General features: G+C 72.4%; 18 protein-coding genes. 10 read left to right on the top strand and 8 right to left on the bottom strand.

Annotation, left to right across the window (positions count from 1 at the left end):
- Positions 1-36 precede the first annotated feature (36 nt).
- Both FH608_RS13490 and FH608_RS13485 read left to right on the top strand, forming a co-directional pair.
- Complete coding sequence (locus FH608_RS13490; protein ID WP_139630799.1) at positions 37-438, top strand: helix-turn-helix domain-containing protein; 402 nt, start codon at positions 37-39, stop codon at positions 436-438.
- Positions 439-464: 26 nt separating this feature from the next.
- Complete coding sequence (locus FH608_RS13485) at positions 465-821, top strand: DUF4180 domain-containing protein (RefSeq protein WP_139630798.1); 357 nt, start codon at positions 465-467, stop codon at positions 819-821.
- 39 nt (positions 822-860) lie between these two features.
- Here the strand turns inward: FH608_RS13485 and FH608_RS13480 are convergent, their stop codons facing one another.
- The gene (locus FH608_RS13480; protein ID WP_139630797.1) at positions 861-1,691 is read right to left on the bottom strand and encodes an LLM class flavin-dependent oxidoreductase; all 831 of its coding nucleotides are present in this window, start codon (positions 1,689-1,691) and stop codon (positions 861-863) included.
- A 359-nt stretch (positions 1,692-2,050) separates the two neighbouring features.
- Here FH608_RS13480 and FH608_RS13475 point away from each other — a divergent pair, with 359 nt between their 5' ends.
- Positions 2,051-2,347, top strand: coding sequence for a TraM recognition domain-containing protein (locus tag FH608_RS13475; protein WP_193318389.1), 297 nt, complete (start codon positions 2,051-2,053; stop codon positions 2,345-2,347).
- Between the two features lie 282 nt (positions 2,348-2,629).
- Here the strand turns inward: FH608_RS13475 and FH608_RS13470 are convergent, their stop codons facing one another.
- Entirely contained in the window at positions 2,630-3,535 is a 906-nt protein-coding gene (locus FH608_RS13470) for a hypothetical protein (RefSeq protein WP_139630795.1), read from the bottom strand.
- 31 nt (positions 3,536-3,566) lie between these two features.
- Here FH608_RS13470 and FH608_RS13465 point away from each other — a divergent pair, with 31 nt between their 5' ends.
- Both FH608_RS13465 and FH608_RS13460 read left to right on the top strand, forming a co-directional pair.
- Positions 3,567-3,920: a nuclear transport factor 2 family protein gene (locus FH608_RS13465; RefSeq protein WP_139630794.1), complete on the top strand. Its 354-nt coding sequence runs from the start codon at positions 3,567-3,569 to the stop codon at positions 3,918-3,920.
- A 210-nt stretch (positions 3,921-4,130) separates the two neighbouring features.
- Complete coding sequence (locus FH608_RS13460; protein ID WP_139630793.1) at positions 4,131-4,688, top strand: hypothetical protein; 558 nt, start codon at positions 4,131-4,133, stop codon at positions 4,686-4,688.
- Here FH608_RS13460 and FH608_RS13455 read toward each other — a convergent pair.
- Genes FH608_RS13455 through FH608_RS13440 form a run of 4 tightly spaced genes read right to left on the bottom strand, consistent with a single transcriptional unit; the run spans position 4,627 to position 7,466 of the window.
- A complete protein-coding gene (locus FH608_RS13455) occupies positions 4,627-5,673 on the bottom strand; it encodes a CU044_5270 family protein (RefSeq protein WP_139630792.1) in 1,047 nt (348 codons plus the stop codon). The genes FH608_RS13460 and FH608_RS13455 overlap by 62 nt on opposite strands.
- Positions 5,670-6,230, bottom strand: coding sequence for an RNA polymerase sigma factor (locus FH608_RS13450; protein ID WP_226899439.1), 561 nt, complete (start codon positions 6,228-6,230; stop codon positions 5,670-5,672). The genes FH608_RS13455 and FH608_RS13450 overlap by 4 nt, the downstream gene beginning before the upstream one ends.
- Positions 6,231-6,251: 21 nt before the next feature.
- The gene (locus tag FH608_RS51430; protein WP_193318388.1) at positions 6,252-6,605 is read right to left on the bottom strand and encodes a hypothetical protein; all 354 of its coding nucleotides are present in this window, start codon (positions 6,603-6,605) and stop codon (positions 6,252-6,254) included.
- Positions 6,606-6,644: 39 nt separating this feature from the next.
- A complete protein-coding gene (locus FH608_RS13440; RefSeq protein WP_226899438.1) occupies positions 6,645-7,466 on the bottom strand; it encodes a nucleotidyltransferase domain-containing protein in 822 nt (273 codons plus the stop codon).
- A gap of 53 nt (positions 7,467-7,519) precedes the next feature.
- Here FH608_RS13440 and FH608_RS13435 point away from each other — a divergent pair, with 53 nt between their 5' ends.
- Genes FH608_RS13435 through FH608_RS13425 form a run of 3 tightly spaced genes read left to right on the top strand, consistent with a single transcriptional unit; the run spans position 7,520 to position 10,178 of the window.
- Positions 7,520-8,767 (top strand): RNA polymerase sigma factor, encoded by a 1,248-nt coding sequence (locus tag FH608_RS13435; RefSeq protein WP_139630791.1) that lies wholly within the window; start codon positions 7,520-7,522, stop codon positions 8,765-8,767.
- 31 nt (positions 8,768-8,798) lie between these two features.
- Complete coding sequence (locus tag FH608_RS13430; RefSeq protein ID WP_139630790.1) at positions 8,799-9,446, top strand: ArsR/SmtB family transcription factor; 648 nt, start codon at positions 8,799-8,801, stop codon at positions 9,444-9,446.
- 3 nt (positions 9,447-9,449) lie between these two features.
- On the top strand, positions 9,450-10,178 hold the full coding sequence (locus tag FH608_RS13425) for an SRPBCC family protein (RefSeq protein WP_139630789.1): 729 nt from the start codon (positions 9,450-9,452) through the stop codon (positions 10,176-10,178).
- Between the two features lie 13 nt (positions 10,179-10,191).
- Here FH608_RS13425 and FH608_RS53800 read toward each other — a convergent pair whose 3' ends face one another.
- Positions 10,192-12,189, bottom strand: a complete 1,998-nt coding sequence (locus FH608_RS53800; RefSeq protein WP_139630788.1) for a SpoIIE family protein phosphatase — start codon at positions 12,187-12,189, stop codon at positions 10,192-10,194.
- 99 nt (positions 12,190-12,288) lie between these two features.
- On the opposite strand from FH608_RS53800, the gene FH608_RS13415 reads away from it, so the two are divergent.
- Positions 12,289-12,771 carry a metallophosphoesterase family protein gene (locus FH608_RS13415; RefSeq protein WP_139630787.1) on the top strand — a complete coding sequence of 161 codons (483 nt, stop codon included), beginning with the start codon at positions 12,289-12,291 and terminating at the stop codon, positions 12,769-12,771.
- On the opposite strand, the gene FH608_RS13410 is transcribed toward FH608_RS13415, so the two are convergent.
- Entirely contained in the window at positions 12,764-13,807 is a 1,044-nt protein-coding gene (locus FH608_RS13410; protein ID WP_139630786.1) for an ABC transporter substrate-binding protein, read from the bottom strand. The genes FH608_RS13415 and FH608_RS13410 overlap by 8 nt on opposite strands.
- A gap of 263 nt (positions 13,808-14,070) precedes the next feature.
- Between FH608_RS13410 and FH608_RS13405 the strand changes: the two genes are divergently transcribed.
- Positions 14,071-15,360: an FAD-binding oxidoreductase gene (locus tag FH608_RS13405; RefSeq protein ID WP_139630785.1), complete on the top strand. Its 1,290-nt coding sequence runs from the start codon at positions 14,071-14,073 to the stop codon at positions 15,358-15,360.
- Positions 15,361-15,371: the final 11 nt, after the last annotated feature.

The following is a 15,371-nucleotide window of genomic DNA, read 5'->3' as shown; positions in this document are numbered from 1 at the left end:
TATCACTCCCTATCGTGTGCCACCATAGGGAGTGTTATGGAGCAGTACACCGTGGACGAGGCGGCGGCCCTGCTGGGGCTGCACGTCAAGACGGTCCGCAACTACGTGCGGGACGGGCGGCTGCCCGCCGTGCGCGTCGGCAAGCGCTACCGGATCGCCAAGGACGACCTCGCGGCCTTCGCCGGGCTGCCGCCCGGCGGCCCCGCGCCGCGCCGGCACGCCGAGGCGTCCAGCATCGTGCAGATCGACGGCATCTCCAGGAGCGAGATGGACCGGGTCAGCACGATGGTGCTGAGCGCCCTCTCGGGGCGGCCGAGCGGGCTGCGCGTGGAGTTCGCGTACGACGAGGAGCGCACGCACCTGAAGATCATCGTGCTGGGCGGCCTTGAAGAGACCGCCCAGGTCCTGCGCATCGTCGACGCGCTCACCCGTGACTGACCTTCCGGCCCCCCTTTGGAGATTTCATGCATGACGACCGCACGATTCACGTCCTGGAGCCCGACGGCGCGCCGCTGCGCGAGACCCAGGACGCGCTCGACCTCATCGGCGAGGCGTTCGGCAGCGGCGTGCGGTGGGTGGCGATCCCGGTCGAGCGGCTGCACGAGGACTTCTTCGCGCTGCGCACCGGCGTGGCGGGCGAGATCGCGCAGAAGTTCGTCAATTACGGCATCGGCCTGGCCGTCGTGGGCGACGTGTCCCGCTTCACCGCCACCGGCACCGCGCTGCGCGACTGGGTGCGCGAGTCGAACAGGGGGCGGCACGTCTGGTTCGTCGCCAACCTGGAGGAACTGGCGGCACGGCGCGCGGCGTACGGGATCTAAGGCCGCGTACGGGATCCTGCCGGCCCGGGCGGCTGGGCGTCAGGGGCGGCGGGCCGCCACGGCGGCGAGCATCTCCCACGCCGCCTCGGGGTGCAGCGTCTCGTCCGGGTCCTCGTGGAACGGGTCGAGGACGACGGTGTCGGCGCCGAGCAGCCGCAGCTCCTCCAGGTCGGCCATCACCTGGTCGATCGTCCCCTCCCCCGCCCGCCGCTCGGCCGGCGGCGCGCCGGTGATCCGCAGCAGGATCCTGGGCGCCAGCGCGGGCACCGGCCGGCCCTCCTCGGCGGCCAGTTCCTGCAGCCGCGACCACCTCTCGCGCAGCCACGGGACGGTGTTCCGCAGCGGGTGCCAGGCGTCGCCGTACCGTACCGCCCTGCGCAGTGCCGCCGAGCTCCCGCCGCCCACCCAGATGGGCACGCCGCCCGAGCGGTAGTCGCGCTCGTCGGCCCAGGCGGCGCGGATCGCGGCCAGGTGGTCGTCGGTCACCGCGCCGCGCCGCTCGTACGACGCTCCCAGCGCCTCGAACTCCTGCCGCGCCCACCCGACGCCCACGCCGAGCACCAGCCGGCCGCCGCTGAGGTCGTTGAGGTTGGCCGCCATGCGAGCCACCAGCAGCGGGTGGCGGTACGGGACGATGACGACGGTCGTGCCGAGGCCGATCCTGGTCGTGGACCCGGCCAGCCACGCGAGCGTCGTGAACGGCTCGTAGAACGGCGGCGGGTAAGGCCCGGCGACGTCGGGGGTGATCACCACGTGGTCGGAGACCATGAGCAGGTCGAACCCGAGCCCCTCGACGGTCTGCGCCCAGCGTCGCAGGACGCCGGGGTCGGTGCCGGGGCCGAAGTTGGGGACGTTCACGCCGAGCCGCATCGGCCCAGATTACTTCGCCTCACGCGCCGCGGTCGGCACGCGCCTCGCCACCGCCGCATGCGCCGCAGACCCCCAGGCCAACGCCTACGACCTGACCACGGTGATGGACTCACCCGGATCGGCAAGGCATCCACCTTCGTGCTCATCCCCTACGGCCACGAACCCGAGTCGGTTGGGTTTCCTCCTGTCGAGTACTGCGAAGGAGGACCCTGTGTCTCCGCTTCGGAGGCGGTACGACGATGCCGTTGCCGTTCCGAACGACAGGGAGAGCCGTCGGAGCCTGGTCCACGATGCCCCAGAAAAGGCTTCACTCGGCTCGCGCCCGCCGTACGGGGGGGCTGGACCCGCCGCCCCCGTTCGTGCTTGATGAGGTGGCCGACACCGGCCCGGTGCCGCTCCCTGCGTGGCCGGCCACGGCCGCCGGGTCGGGCATGTCGATGATCGTGGCGGGACAGTCCTGGAGCCGGTTCCGGCATCGGTGGCGCGAGCGCGGCGCCAAGACCATCTGGAACTCGGCGAAGGCGGAGGTGTCGTTCGGCGCGGTGTCCGACCCGGACGATCTGGAGGTGATCTCCAAGTTGTGCGGGGAGGTCACGCTGCCGGTGTGGGAGGAGAGCCGCGACGCCCGCGGCGAGCGGTTGCGGACCCGCCGCTAGGAGACGGTGCGGGTGCTGCCGGCGGAGCAGGCGCGGATGCTGCCCGGCCCTGGACCGCCTGAGCGTGCGGTTGCGCCCGTGCGCCGAATCCCACCAACCGGACGGGGGCCGACGCGATGACGCCGACCTGGTCGACCGCAGCATCGCCGAGCTGCGCCGCCTCTGAGCCTCCCGGAGTCGCCGGGCCGTGCCTGCGTACGCGACGCCCCGCCCACGACCTTGACGGCCGCGGCCGCGGCGGCCAGCCGGCGCGGCTCGATGCGGTAGGTCTCCAGCACCTGCTCAGAAGAATCTGTCGGCAATGAGCTGAAACAGCGTTCCCAAAGCGGCTCCTATGACGAGATATGCGATCTGCCCTTTGCGGCTGCGGCGATCGATCTCGCGCAGCAGCGGCTCCGCACGCGTGGCCACCAGGCGGTCCACGGCATCGGCCTCTTCCCGTTTCTCGGCGGCGTAACGGTGATTTTCCTCAGCCTCCCGCGCCAGCTGCTGCGCTACCACGGTGCGTGCTTGCACCTCACCTTGCAGCAGGGCGAACTCCTCTGCCGACTCTGAAAGTCGCCGGGCCACCATGCCAAGACGGTGCTCGAGGTCATCCATCGGAAGCAGCTGGACGGCGTCATAGCGCCTTCTTATCTGAGCACGCACCAGTGCCATGGACCCGAGCCCGAGAACCAAGGGGACGGCCCCGAGATTCAGGCTCCTCAAGAGCACGCCATCGTCGAAGAACACGTTGAGGGCCGCAAGGATCGCTGAAACTGAGCTGGCGAGGACCACGTCCGCGTGCATGAGGACTGCGTAGCTCCATCGTCGCCATCCCGAATCCGGGGTATTGAGCGGGGTGTCGTGGGCGACGGATGGCAGGGTGGCGCAAATTGCCGCAGCGAGTGTCCAGATGAAGGCCAGGGCGGCATCTTTGCTGACGGCGTCAGGGAGGAAGAGAACGATCGCCAGCAGCACGGCAACGAAGGTGGGTCCGAGGGCGATGAGGATTCTGCGCAAGCTCACGATCTGTTCATCCGAGCAGAGGCTGTCGCGTTTCGCCGTATCGTCGGCGTGCTGCTGGCCGCCGGCCTGGCCCACGCCCTGATCGGCACGGCCGAAGCGCACGCCAACCGCGCGGAGGACGGCCCTGCTCACCTGTACATGACGCGCGCGATGAGTTTCTGCTGCTTCACGGGTCAGCACAGAAGAACCGTGCAAACAGTAAGGAACCATCATGAACAAGCACAAGGCTCCCGCCGAGATCGCCGTCGAGTTCATCGAGGCGTTCGCCCGTCACGACCGGGCCGCGATGGCGCGCCGCCTCGCCGACGACATCGTCTTCGAGAGCCCGCGCGGCGCCATCGCGGGGGCGCGGGCCGTCCTGGAGGCGATCGGGCAGTTCGCGGAGGCCGTCGCCGAGGTGAAGATCATTTCCGTGCTGGGCGACGACGAGCAGGCGCTGATCATGTACGACATGGTGACGGGCCCGTTCGGCACCTTGCGGGCCGCCGACCACCTCGTGGTCCAGGACGGCCGGATCACCTCCGACCGGCTCGTGTTCGACACCTACGAGCTGCGCACGTCCTAGCCGGCAGGCGGTTGTCCGTCGCAGCGGTTGTCCGGACTTCTCGAGCAGGACAACGTCCCTCCCGCCCACCCGTCGGCGTGCAGGTAGCGCTCGTCAGCAGGTCGGCAGCGAGGCGCGCTCGGCGGGATGTCGAAAAAAGACTCCGCAACGAGACGCCTTCGCACGTATCCATGACCATGACGCAAGTCGCGATGGCGAGGGGAGATGAGCATGAGACGTCCTGGGCCGTTCGGGTTCTTGCTGGAAGGCCAGGAGAACCGCAGCGTGTGGGGCTGGGATGAGAGGACCGGCAGCCGGTGGGCTCAGCTGTGGCGCGACTGGCGGCTGGTAGGTCTGGCGGCGCTCACGTTCCGTCTGCCGGCCAGGCGTTGGACGGGCGGGATCGTCGGTCGGGGCGGCGGCCGCGCGTCGGCGCTTGGCGTTCTCAGCGCGGGCGGCATGTTCGAGCTCGCGCCGGTCGGGCGGCAGGTCGGCGCGGCGCCGGCGTTCGTCATGGATGGCGGCCGGCTCTTGCTGGGCGAGCTGGTGGTCGTGGCGGGCGCGGGCGGCCCGGTGGGTGGCCCGATGGGTGGCGTCGTCGACGTGCCGGCGCGGGCGGCGCGCTGGACGGTCTCCAGGTCGCGTTCGAGGTCGTGGTGCCGGCGCCGCACCATCGGCCACGCCGTCCGGGGCGGCGCTGCGGCGGCGGCCTGCCGGGCGGCGGCCTTCACTCGGCGGAGGGCGGGGATGGCCGGTTGTCGGTCCAGCCGGACTCCAGCACCATGGTGACCCGGTCTTTCACCTGTGGCATGCCGCCGGTGACTTCGAAGGTCAGCACTTTGGAGGTGTCGGGGTCGATGATCAGTCTGCCCTGGGCAGGCCGGCCCTGCTGGATTGGGAAGGTCACGGCGACGCCCGGCCGTCCCTGCGGATCGGTGGTCCGGCCTTCGACCCGCACTGCGGGCAGCGTCGCCAGCGCCTGGTAGGCGGCGCTGCGCACCTGTGGGGAGGCGGGCAGCTCGTACAGGAGTGATGCCAAGGTGGGCGGCAGGCCGTCCTCCACCGAACCGGCGAAATCCTGATCGCTACGGATGGCCTCGGCGGCCCGTTTCTTCAGCGCTTCGGGGTCGGCGGGCAGTGCCTCGATCTCCTTCAGGGTCAGGGGCATGGCACTCCAGTAGAGTTTCCGCTCCCCCTTGAGCCGGGTGAGCGTGCCCTCGCCGGGCGAGGTGGAGTGGACGCCGCCGTCCTTCCCCATCTCCCATTCGGTCGGCGAGCCGTCCCGGCGCCATGCCTCCACATCCAGGGGGCGTGCGGCCAGCTGCCTGCGGCCGATCCAGCCTCGGCCATCCTTGGCCACCCACGTCTCCGAGAGGTACGAGGTTTCCAGACGGTAGGTGTTGCCGTTCTGGCCGTACGGTCCCGCCGAGCCCACGTACAGCTGCTTGAGATGCCAGTAGGCGCCTTCTGGGGCGGCTTGGGCCTTGGCGGCGGCGGCCAGCAGGATCGACGTGCCCGACAGGACGGTGCCGCCGGGTGTGACCGTGGGAGAGGGCGATGCGGTCAGGGTGATCTGGCCGAGGAAGACCGCCGTCGCGGCCGCGGCCGCTGCGAGCCCGATGGCACCGGCCCGCCACGGCAGACGCCGGACCGCTCGGTGCGGGCGCGCCTGGGTCGCCATGATCGCCGCACGCAGTTCGCGCGCGCCGGGCCCCTGATCCGGCGCGTGTGGTGCCGGGTCGATGGCCCTTACCAGGTTGTCGATGTCGCTCATGCTTCCCCCATCGCGATCGTCAAGGACGCCTGCCGCTCCAGCGCCGCCGCCATCCGTTTGCGCGCCCGATGCAGCCGGGTCCGGGCGGCAATAGCCGTACATCCCGTAACTTTGGCGATCTGCTGGCTGGTCAGACCCTCCCAGCAGGCCAGCGCCAAGACCTCGCGGTCGCGTTCGGGTAACCCGTCGAAGGCGGCGCGAACATGGTCCAGATCGACCGGTCCGACCGGCCGGTCGGCCGCCAGTTCCGCACGTAGCCGCTCGGTGAGCACGGCCCTGCGGAATTCGCCGCGCTGCTGGTTGGCCAGCACGCGGCGGGCCACCCCGTACAGCCACAGCAGCGCCTCCTCACCCTCAGGCACGTCGCCGATGCGCCGCCAGGCGGTGAGGAACGTCTCGGAGATGACGTCGGCCGTGTCGTCGGGCGAACCGGTACGGCGTGCGGCGTACTGGTGTATCGCCGGGTAGTACGCGTCATAGACCGCTTCGAAGCGATCTCGGTGTGTCACAGGGTCTCCTTGCCGAAAGGTGCCGGACACCCGGTAAATGTCCGGCACCTCGCGGAATGTGGCAGCTGGTTATGATCGGTGGCGGAGCGATCTCCGAAGCCCGCCTGCCGAGCCGCTGAGAGCCCTGGAGAGCTCCGATTCGGCGGCCTGGCGGGCCAGGTGGCGGGCGAGGTCGACCAGCTCGGCGTTGCGGGCGGCGTTGCGGGCGGCGTTGCGGGCGGCGTTGGCGGCCAGGAGCGCGGCGTGCCGCAAGCCGTTGTCGTCGACGCGCAGCTGTGCCGCGTGGCGGGCGGCTCGGCGCATCTGGGCGAGGGCGCGGCCGATGCGCCGGCGCAGCACCCCGCACAGGTCGGCGGCGGTGGCCACCTGGTGGGTCAGCAGCTCGCGCGCCTCCGATCCGGGCATGTGGCGCAGCAGGAGCATCACCAGATGCGCCGATTCAGCCGGCTCGGCGTCCGAGATTCAGGCGCCGCAGGCGGCACGTACCTCCGCCACCAGGCGGGTGGCGTCGTCGATGGTGCGCCCGATCTCCTCCGGCGTGCGGCCGACGGCGGCGAGCAGCGCCTGGGCGCGCTCGCCGAACCCGGCGGGGGCGGACGGGAGCCGCGCGGCCGAGGCGACCATGCCCTTCTCGTTGATCAGCCAGGCGCCGTCGGCGGCGTGCAGGGCGTGGCAGGCGACGCCCACGGCGCGGAACAGCGCCCCCGCGGCGTACGCCGGGTCCTGGCCGGAGGCGCCGTAGCGGGCCGTCGCCAGCGCGAACTCGGCCTCCCACAGCCCCTCGACGAGCGCCCGCCGCAGCGGCGGAGGGTACTCCTTCGCGACATCGTCCCGCAGCGCGGCCAGCTCGCCCTCCGGGTCGGTGAGGATCCTGCACAGCGCGACCTCGCCGGCGTAGGCGTGGGAGTAGAAGCCGAGCGGGTGGCCGGGCTGGAAGCCGACCTCGTAGCGGCCCGCGCGGCACTCGCCCCAGACGCGGCGGACGCGGTCGAGGTCGCGGTAGATCCAGTCCACCCGCCATCCTCGCACGGTGAGCCAGCCGCCGCCGTCGACCCACGGGCCCCAGCCGCCCGGCTCGGTCACCTCGACCGGCTCGCCGGTCACCTCGGCCGCCAGCTCCCGCAGCTCGTCCACGGCCGGCGGGCGCCGGTAGTAGAGGCCGAGGTCGACGTCGGAGTCGGGCCGGTGCGTGCCGCGTGCCCGGCTGCCGCCCAGGACGACCGCCACCACGCCCGGCACCTCGCCGAGCCGATCCGCCAGTGCCTGAATGCCCGCATCTTCCACGCGTCGAGCCTACGGCGCCCGTACGACGTGCGACCACGTAGGATTCACGCATCGTGAACGGTGTCGAGACGCGGGCGTTCGAGGAGCTGCTGCGGGAGCTGGCCCCTCAGGTGCTCAGCGCGGTCGTACGGCGCTACGGGCAGTTCGACCTGTGCGAGGACGCCGTGCAGGAGGCGCTGCTCGACGCCGCCGTGCAGTGGCCCGCAGAAGGGCTGCCCGGCAACCCGCGGGCCTGGCTGACCACGGTGGCCGCGCGCCGGGTCGTCGACCAGATGCGCAGCGAGCACGCGCGGCGGCGCAGGGAGGAGAGCGTCGCGGTCAGCGTGCCGGCCGACGAGTTCACGGCGCCGGCGCCGGGCGAGGAGCGGGCGGGCGACCAGGACGACACGCTGACGCTGCTGTTCCTGTGCTGCCACCCGTCGCTGTCGCAGGCCTCGCAGCTGGCGCTCACCCTGCGGGCCGTGGGAGGGCTGACGACGGCGCAGATCGCGGGCGCGTTCCTGGTGCCGGAGGCGACGATGGCGCAGCGCATCAGCCGGGCCAAGCAGCGCGTCAGGTCCGCCGGGGTGCCGTTCCGGATGCCGCCGGAGGGCGAGCGGGAGGAACGGCTGCGCGTCGTCCTGCACGTCCTCTACCTGATCTTCAACGAGGGTTACACCGCCACCTCCGGCCCCGACCTGCACCAGCCCGAGCTGACGGGCGAGGCGATCAGGCTCGCCCGGGCCGTGCGCCGGCTGCTGCCCCACGACGGCGAGGTCGCGGGGCTGCTGGCGCTCATGCTGCTCACCGAGGCGCGCAGGCCGGCGCGCACGGGCGCGGACGGCGGGCTGATCCCGCTGGCCGAGCAGGACAGGAGCCTGTGGGACCGCGCGCTCGTCGAGGAGGGCGTGGAGCTGGTCAGCAACGCCCTGTCCACCGCCGCGCTCGGCCCGTACCAGCTGCAGGCGGCCATCGCGGCCGTGCACGACGAGGCGCCAACGGCCGGGGAGACGGACTGGCCGCAGATCCTGGCGCTGTACGGGGTGCTGTCCGGCATCGAGGACAACCCGGTGGTCGACCTCAACCAGGCGGTCGCCGTGGCGATGGTGCATGGGCCGCGCGCCGGGCTCGACCGGCTGGAGCGCCTGGCCGCCGACGAGCGGATGGCGCGCCACCACCGGCTTTCGGCGGTCCGCGCCCACCTGCTGGAGATGGAGGGCGACGCGGCGGGGGCGGCGGCCGCCTACCGGGAGGCGGCCCGGCGCACCACCAGCGAGCCGGAGCGGCGTTATCTGGAGAGCCGAGCATCCCGCTTGTCTTGACGATTATTTTTTTCGGTGCGATCGTTCCCTCATGCACGAAGTCGCGGTGATCGAAGATCCGGCAGCGGCCGAGGCGTCGCTCGACCCCATGCGCTCCACGCTGCTGGCCGCGCTGGTCGAGCCGGGCTCGGCCACGTCCCTGGCCGCCAAGGTCGGCCTGGCCAGGCAGAAGGTCAACTACCATCTGCGCACGCTGGAGCGGCACGGCCTGGTGGAGCTGGTCGAGGAGCGCAGGAAGGGCAACGTCACCGAGCGGGTGATGCGGGCCACCGCCGCCTCCTTCGTCATCTCGCCGGCCGCGCTGGCCTCCGTCCAGCCCGACCCGGGCCGCTCCCCCGACCGGCTGTCGGCGCGCTGGCTGCTGGCGCTGGCCGCGCGGCTCGTCCGCGATGTCGGCACGCTGATCACCGGGGCCGCGAAGGCGCAGAAGCGGGTGGCGACGTTCGCCATCGACGGCGAGGTGCGGTTCGCGTCGGCGGCCGACCGGGCGGCCTTCGCGGAGGAGCTGGCGCAGTGCGTGACGACCTTGGTCAGCAAATATCATGATGAATCCGCGGAAGGCGGGCGCAATCATCGGCTGGTCATCGCGGTTCATCCGGCCGTGAACCCCGACGTGCACCCTGATGTGGGTCCCGGCGTGGGTCCCGCCGATCGTCCCGCCACGGAGAAGGAGCGCTGAGCGTTGGGCCACTCGTTCGAACGTTCCCACGAGGCCGTGGTGGAGGCCACGCCCGAGGAGGTGTGGGAGGCCATCTCCACCGGTCCGGGCATCGACGCGTGGTTCATGGGACGCAGCGACGTGGCGGACGGCGTCGTACGCACCGCGTTCGGCGGCGGCGAGATGCCGCCGTCCGCGGTGACCGGGGCCGAGCCGGCGCGGCGGTTCGCGCACGCCAGTGACCCGGCGCCCGACGGGCGGTTCGTCGCCTACGAGTTCCTCATCGAGGGGCGCGCGGGCGGCAGCACGCAGGTGCGCATGGTGACCAGCGGGTTCCTGCCGGGCGACGACTGGCAGGACGAGTTCGAGGCCATGTCGCTCGGGATGGAGATGTTCTTCGCGACGCTGGCCGAATACCTCACCCACTTCGCCGGGCGGGCGGCGACGCCGGTCACGGCGTTCGGACCGGCGATCGGCGACTGGCCGCGCGCTTGGGAGCGGCTGCACGAAGCGCTGGGCGGCCCGCCGTCGACCGGCGACCGCGTGCGGCTGGGCCCGGTCGAAAGCCCGGTCGAGGGTGTGGTGTACTTCCGCAACGCCCAGACGCTCGGCATCCGCTCGGGTGACGCCCTCTACCGCTTCCTCCAGGGCTTCCACGGGTCCATGGTGGCCGCGCACGTGCTGTTCGGCGAGCGGGAGGGCGAGGAGCCGCGGTGGCGGGCCTGGCTGGAGGAGCTGTACGGGCGGCCGTGACCGCGCGAGGGGCTCAGGGGACGCGGGTGCGGGCCACGAGCAGGGCGATGTCGTCCTCGGCGTGCTCCTCGCCGACCATGGCGCGGATCACCGTGCTGCAGAAGTCCTCCAGCGGGAGCGTCGCCTGGGACAGGGCGGCGCCGAGCCGGTCGATGCCCGCCTCGATGTCGGCCGTGCGGGTCTCGATCAGGCCGTCCGTGTAGAGGGCGATCAGCGTCCCCTCGGCGAGCTCCAGGTCGAGCGACCGGTACGCGCCGAGCCCCAGGCCGATCGGGGTGCCGCTGGGCGGCCGGGGGAAGCGGACCTCGCCGGACGGGGTCACGAGCGCGGGCGGCGGGTGCCCGGCCCCGGCCATCGTGAAGCGACGGGTGGCCGGGTCGTAGACCGCGTACAGGCAGGTCGCCCCGGTGGGGTCCAGCGGGAAGCCGTCGGGGCCCGCGTCCTCCTCGGTGAGGCGGACGACCAGGTCGTCGAGGTGGGCGAGCAGCTCGTCGGGCGGCAGGCCCATGTACGTGAGCGTGCGTACGGCGGTGCGCAGCCGTCCCATCGTGGCCGCGGCGTTGATGCCGTGCCCGGTCACGTCCCCCACCACCAGCGCGACCCGGTCGCGGGGCAGCGGGATCGCGTCGAACCAGTCGCCGCCGACGGCGTCGTGGAGCCCGGCGGGCAGGTAGCGCGAGGTCACCTCGAGGGCGGCGCTGCCGGTCAGGCGGCGCGGGAGCAGGTTGCGCTGCAACGCCAGGGCGGCCGTGCGCTCGCGGGTGTAGCGGCGGGCGTTGTCGAGGCTCAGCGCGGCGCGGGCGCCGAGCTCCTCCGCGAGCAGCAGGTCGTCCTTGGTGAACGGCGCCTCGTTGTCGGTGCGCACGAACACGGTGATGCCCAGGATCTCGCCGCGGGCCCTGAGCGGAACGATGATCAGCGTGTGCATCCCGGTGCCGTGAATGATCTCCGCCCGGTCGGGGTCCTGGTCGAGCCAGGTGCCGGGCGAGGTGTCGAGGACGCGCTCGAAATGGGACCGGCCCGTGGTGAGGACCTTGGTGAAGGGCGACGAAGGAGGGACGAAGACCGGCTCTCCGAGCGGCCAGAGGGACTCGGGGATGCCCTCGTGGATCGAGGCCACGCCCGCGCGGCGGAACACCGGGATGCTCACGTCCGTGGCGGCCAGCCGTTGCAGCGGCTCGTCCGCCGGCAGGACCGCTTCCGCGAGGTCGACGGTGACGTAGTCGGCCAGGGCGGGCACCGCGAGGTCCGCCAGCTCCTGCGCGGTCTTCTGGACATTGAGCGTGGTGCCGATCCGGATGCTGGCCTCGCGGAGCAGGGTCAGACGGCGGCGCGCGCGGCTGTCCGTGACGTCCAGAGCCACCGAGCACACGCCCCACGGGCGGCCGTCCACGCCGTCGAGGCGGAAGAGCGAGGTGGACAGGATGCGTTCCTCGCTCTGGTCGGCCGAGACGAACAGCTCCTCGAGGTCGATCATGGCGGTGCCGTCGGCGAGCACCTCCCGCATCACCTCCTGCGCGGCCTCGGTGTCGGTGCCGGGCAGGGGCTCCGCCAGCGAGCGCCCGATCTCGTAGTGCGGGAAGACCGACCGCAGCCGCCGGGCCCCGTTGTTGAGCCACACACAGCGCAGGTCGCGATCCCACAGGGCCATGGCGACCGGGGAGTGGTCGATGATCGGCTCCAGCACCCCGGCCGCCCGCCGGAAGCCCTCGTCTGTCGCCGGCGTCACGGAAAGGAGCCACGCCGCGCTCGCATGCAACGGGGTGAGCCGGGAGCCCGCGACCCCCACGAGGAGGGTGCCGCCGTCGCGGTGGCGGGCCTCGACGAGGTCGTACCACTGCTCCTGGTCCCCGGGCGGCAGGTTTCCGGGCAGGACGAGCGAGCCAGGACGGCCGAGGAGCTCGGCGGCGTGATAGCCGAAGAGCTCTTCGGCGGCCCGCGACCAGGCGATCACCGTGCCACCCGCGTCGATCACGATGATCGCCGGGAATCGGGTGCCAGATGACGCCATGTCGACAACCCTCCCCACCTCGCCAGGTTACCGATGACCTGGGGTGACGGGACGCCGCCGAGTGGCGTGCCCGTGGCCGTCCACGGGCATGGGGAGGTGATGAGAGTGGTCGTGCTGTCCGACACGCACGCGCCCCGGCGGTGGCGCTCGTGCCCGCCGCGCGTGGCCGCGCACCTGCGCGGCGCCGACGTCATCCTGCACGCCGGTGACGTCTGCGTCCCCTCGGTGCTGGACGAGCTGGCCGCGTACGCGCCCGTGCACGTGGTGAAGGGCAACAACGACGGCCCGGACGTGGTGGCGCCGGAGACCCTGGAGCTGGTCCTGGACGGGCTGCGGGTCGGCATGATCCACGACAGCGGGCCGGCCAAGGGCCGCCTGGCCCGCCTGCGCCGCCGCTTCCCGGACGCGGACCTGGTCGTCTTCGGCCACTCCCACATCCCGCTCGACGAGTCCGGCGAGGGCCTGCGCATCTTCAACCCCGGCTCGCCGACCGACCGCCGCCGCCAGCCGCACGGCACGGTGGGGCTGCTCACGGTCGAGGGAGGCAGGCTGGTCCGCGCCGAGATCGTGCCCGTCACTTGACGAGGTCGTCGCGCGCCTTGTCGAGGTCGGCTTTCAGCTCCTCCATGACCTTGGCGTAGCCGAGATGGCTGTAGCGCTCGGCCGCGTGCCACGGATACAGCTGGCCCGCCTTGACCGCGGGCAGCTTGGCCCAGGTCGGCTTCCTGGCCATCTCCTCGATCTTCATCGACTGCGCGCGGGCGTCCACGAGGATCACGTCGGCCTGGTACTTGTCGGCGTTCTCCCAGCTGAGCACCTCCCAGAAGCCGCCCTCGCTCTCGGTGGGCTCGGGCGGGGAAACGATGTTCAGGCCGAGCTCGCCCCAGTACGTGATGTCGGGGTGGTCCGGCAGGTAGGCGACGTAGAGGTTGTCGGGCGTGGCGGTGACGACCATGACCTTGAGGTCGGGCCGGGCGGCGGCGAGCTTCCTGAGCTCGGCGGACGCGGCGTCGAAGCGGTTCTCCGCCTCGACCACGGGGGCGGCCTCCGGGTCCGCGCCGAGCGCGGCGGCCAGCTGCCCGTACCTCTCGATGATCTCGACGAGGGGCTTGCCGCTGAGCTGCACGCCGACCGACGGGGCGATCTGGTCGATGGCCTCCTCGGACTCCTTCGGGACGTACCAGAGCGTGTTCTTCTGGTACATGCCGGCCACCAGGAGGTCGGGCTGGAGCGAGGCGTACTTCTCGACGTTGAACTCGCCCCACACGTTGCCGATCGACTCGACCGTGGAGATGTCCACCTCGCCCACCTCGGGGTCGCGGCCGCCGTCCTTGAGCCGATGCGGGCCGAACACGGCGACCGGCCGCACGCCGAAGTCCCACAGCGCGGCGGCGGCTCCCGACTGGGCGACCACGCGCCGGGGCCGCTGCGGCAGCGAGATGTTCCTGCCCCGGTCGTCGGTCCAGGTCCAGGGCCCCTGCCCGGCGCTGGTGGAGGGCGCCTTGGAGGAATCCGTGGAGGGCGCGGCGGACGACGAGCTCTCCGCGCCACAGGCGCTCACGCCGAGGACGGCGGCGACGCCGACGGCGAGCAGGGTGCGTCGCGGGACAGCAGGCATGGGAGGCTCCTCGTCAGGCTGGCTTCTCGACGGCATATTAGATTAGCCTTACCTAACTCGGAAGTCTTCCCGTGGAGGTGGTGCGCGGCGCCGTACGACCGGCGGCGTAGTGCGGGAGGCGGCGACGGCGCGCGGCGTACGTCCGCCGGCGTAGCGGAAGAGAAGACGGCGGGCCGATTCTGTCACCGCCGGCTGCCATGATCCTGGGGTCGTGAGGGCGGCGGACACCACGCCGCGAGCGGATCCGGGAAAGGGCCGAGAAGATGAGCCAGCCGTACACCATCCAGGACGAGATCGCGCTGCCCGGGTTCGCCGGGGCCGTGCACCTGCCGGGCGAGGCCGGCTACGACGAGCTGCGCCGCTCGCTCAACCCGAGCGTCGACTCGCGCCCCGTCGTGGTGGCCCAGGCGCACACGGTCGATGACCTGCGGGCCGCCCTGCTGGCCGCGCGGCAGCACGGGCTGCCGTTCGCGGTGCAGGCCACGGGCCACGGCACGCACGCCGCGTGCGACGGCGGCGTCCTGGTCAGGACCTCCCGCATGGCGTCGGTGCTGGTGGACCCGGACCGGCGGGTGGCCCGCGTGGGGCCGGGCGCGCAGTGGGGCGAGGTGGTCACGGCCGCCGCCCCGTTCGGGCTGGCGCCGCTGTCCGGGTCGTCGCCGACCGTCGGCGTGACCGGCTACACGCTGGGCGGCGGGCTCGGGTGGCTGGCGCGCAGGCACGGGTTCGCCGCCGACAGCGTGGTGCGGGCCGAGGTGCTGCTGGCCGACGGCCGGCACGTCGTGGCCGATCCCGGCCGCCACCCGGAGCTGTTCTGGGCGCTGCGCGGGGGCGGCGGCGGGTTCGGCGTCGTCACCTCGCTGGAGTTCCGGCTCCACCCGGTGGAGCGGGTCCACTCCGGGTTCGCGTACTTCCCGATCGAGGCGGCCGGCGAGACGCTGAGCGCCTACCGCGACTGGATCGAGCACGCCCCCGACGAGATCAGCACGGCGGTCGTGCTCAGGCGGATGCCGGACGACGCGCCGGAGCCGGTGCGGGGCCGCCACGTCGTCATGGTGAAGGTCGTGCACGCCGGCGCGCCGGACGAGGCCAGGTCGCTGCTGGCGCCGCTGTGGCGGGCGGCGGGCCCGGCGCTGCTCGACGAGCTGCGGCCCACGACGTACGCGGCCACGTCGATGGGCGGCACCCCCAACCGGCACATGGACATGTTCGAGACCGTGCCCGACGAGGTGCTCGCCACGCTGGTGCGGGCCGCCGACGTGGCGCAGACGATCGAGATCCGCCACTGGGGCGGCGCGATGTCCCGCCCCGCCCCGGACGCCGGTCCCGTCGGCCACCGCGCCACCAAGCTGTCGGTCATCGTGGACACGCCGGTGCCGGGGCTGCCCGAGGCGCTGCGCCCCCACGCGAGCGGCGGGACGTTCCTCAACTTCCTGGCCGACACCTCCAGGACGGCCGCCGCGTTCACGGCGCCTGACCACCGGCGGCTGCGCGAGGTCAAGCGCGCCTACGACCCCGACGGCTTCTTCAGCGTCGGCCATGTCGTCCGCTAGCCGGCCCGGCG

This window comes from Nonomuraea phyllanthi (assembly GCF_006334985.2).
Lineage (GTDB): Bacteria > Actinomycetota > Actinomycetes > Streptosporangiales > Streptosporangiaceae > Nonomuraea > Nonomuraea phyllanthi.
The sequence above is the reverse complement of the archived record's forward strand: the minus strand, read 5'-3'. Positions and strand labels throughout refer to the sequence as shown.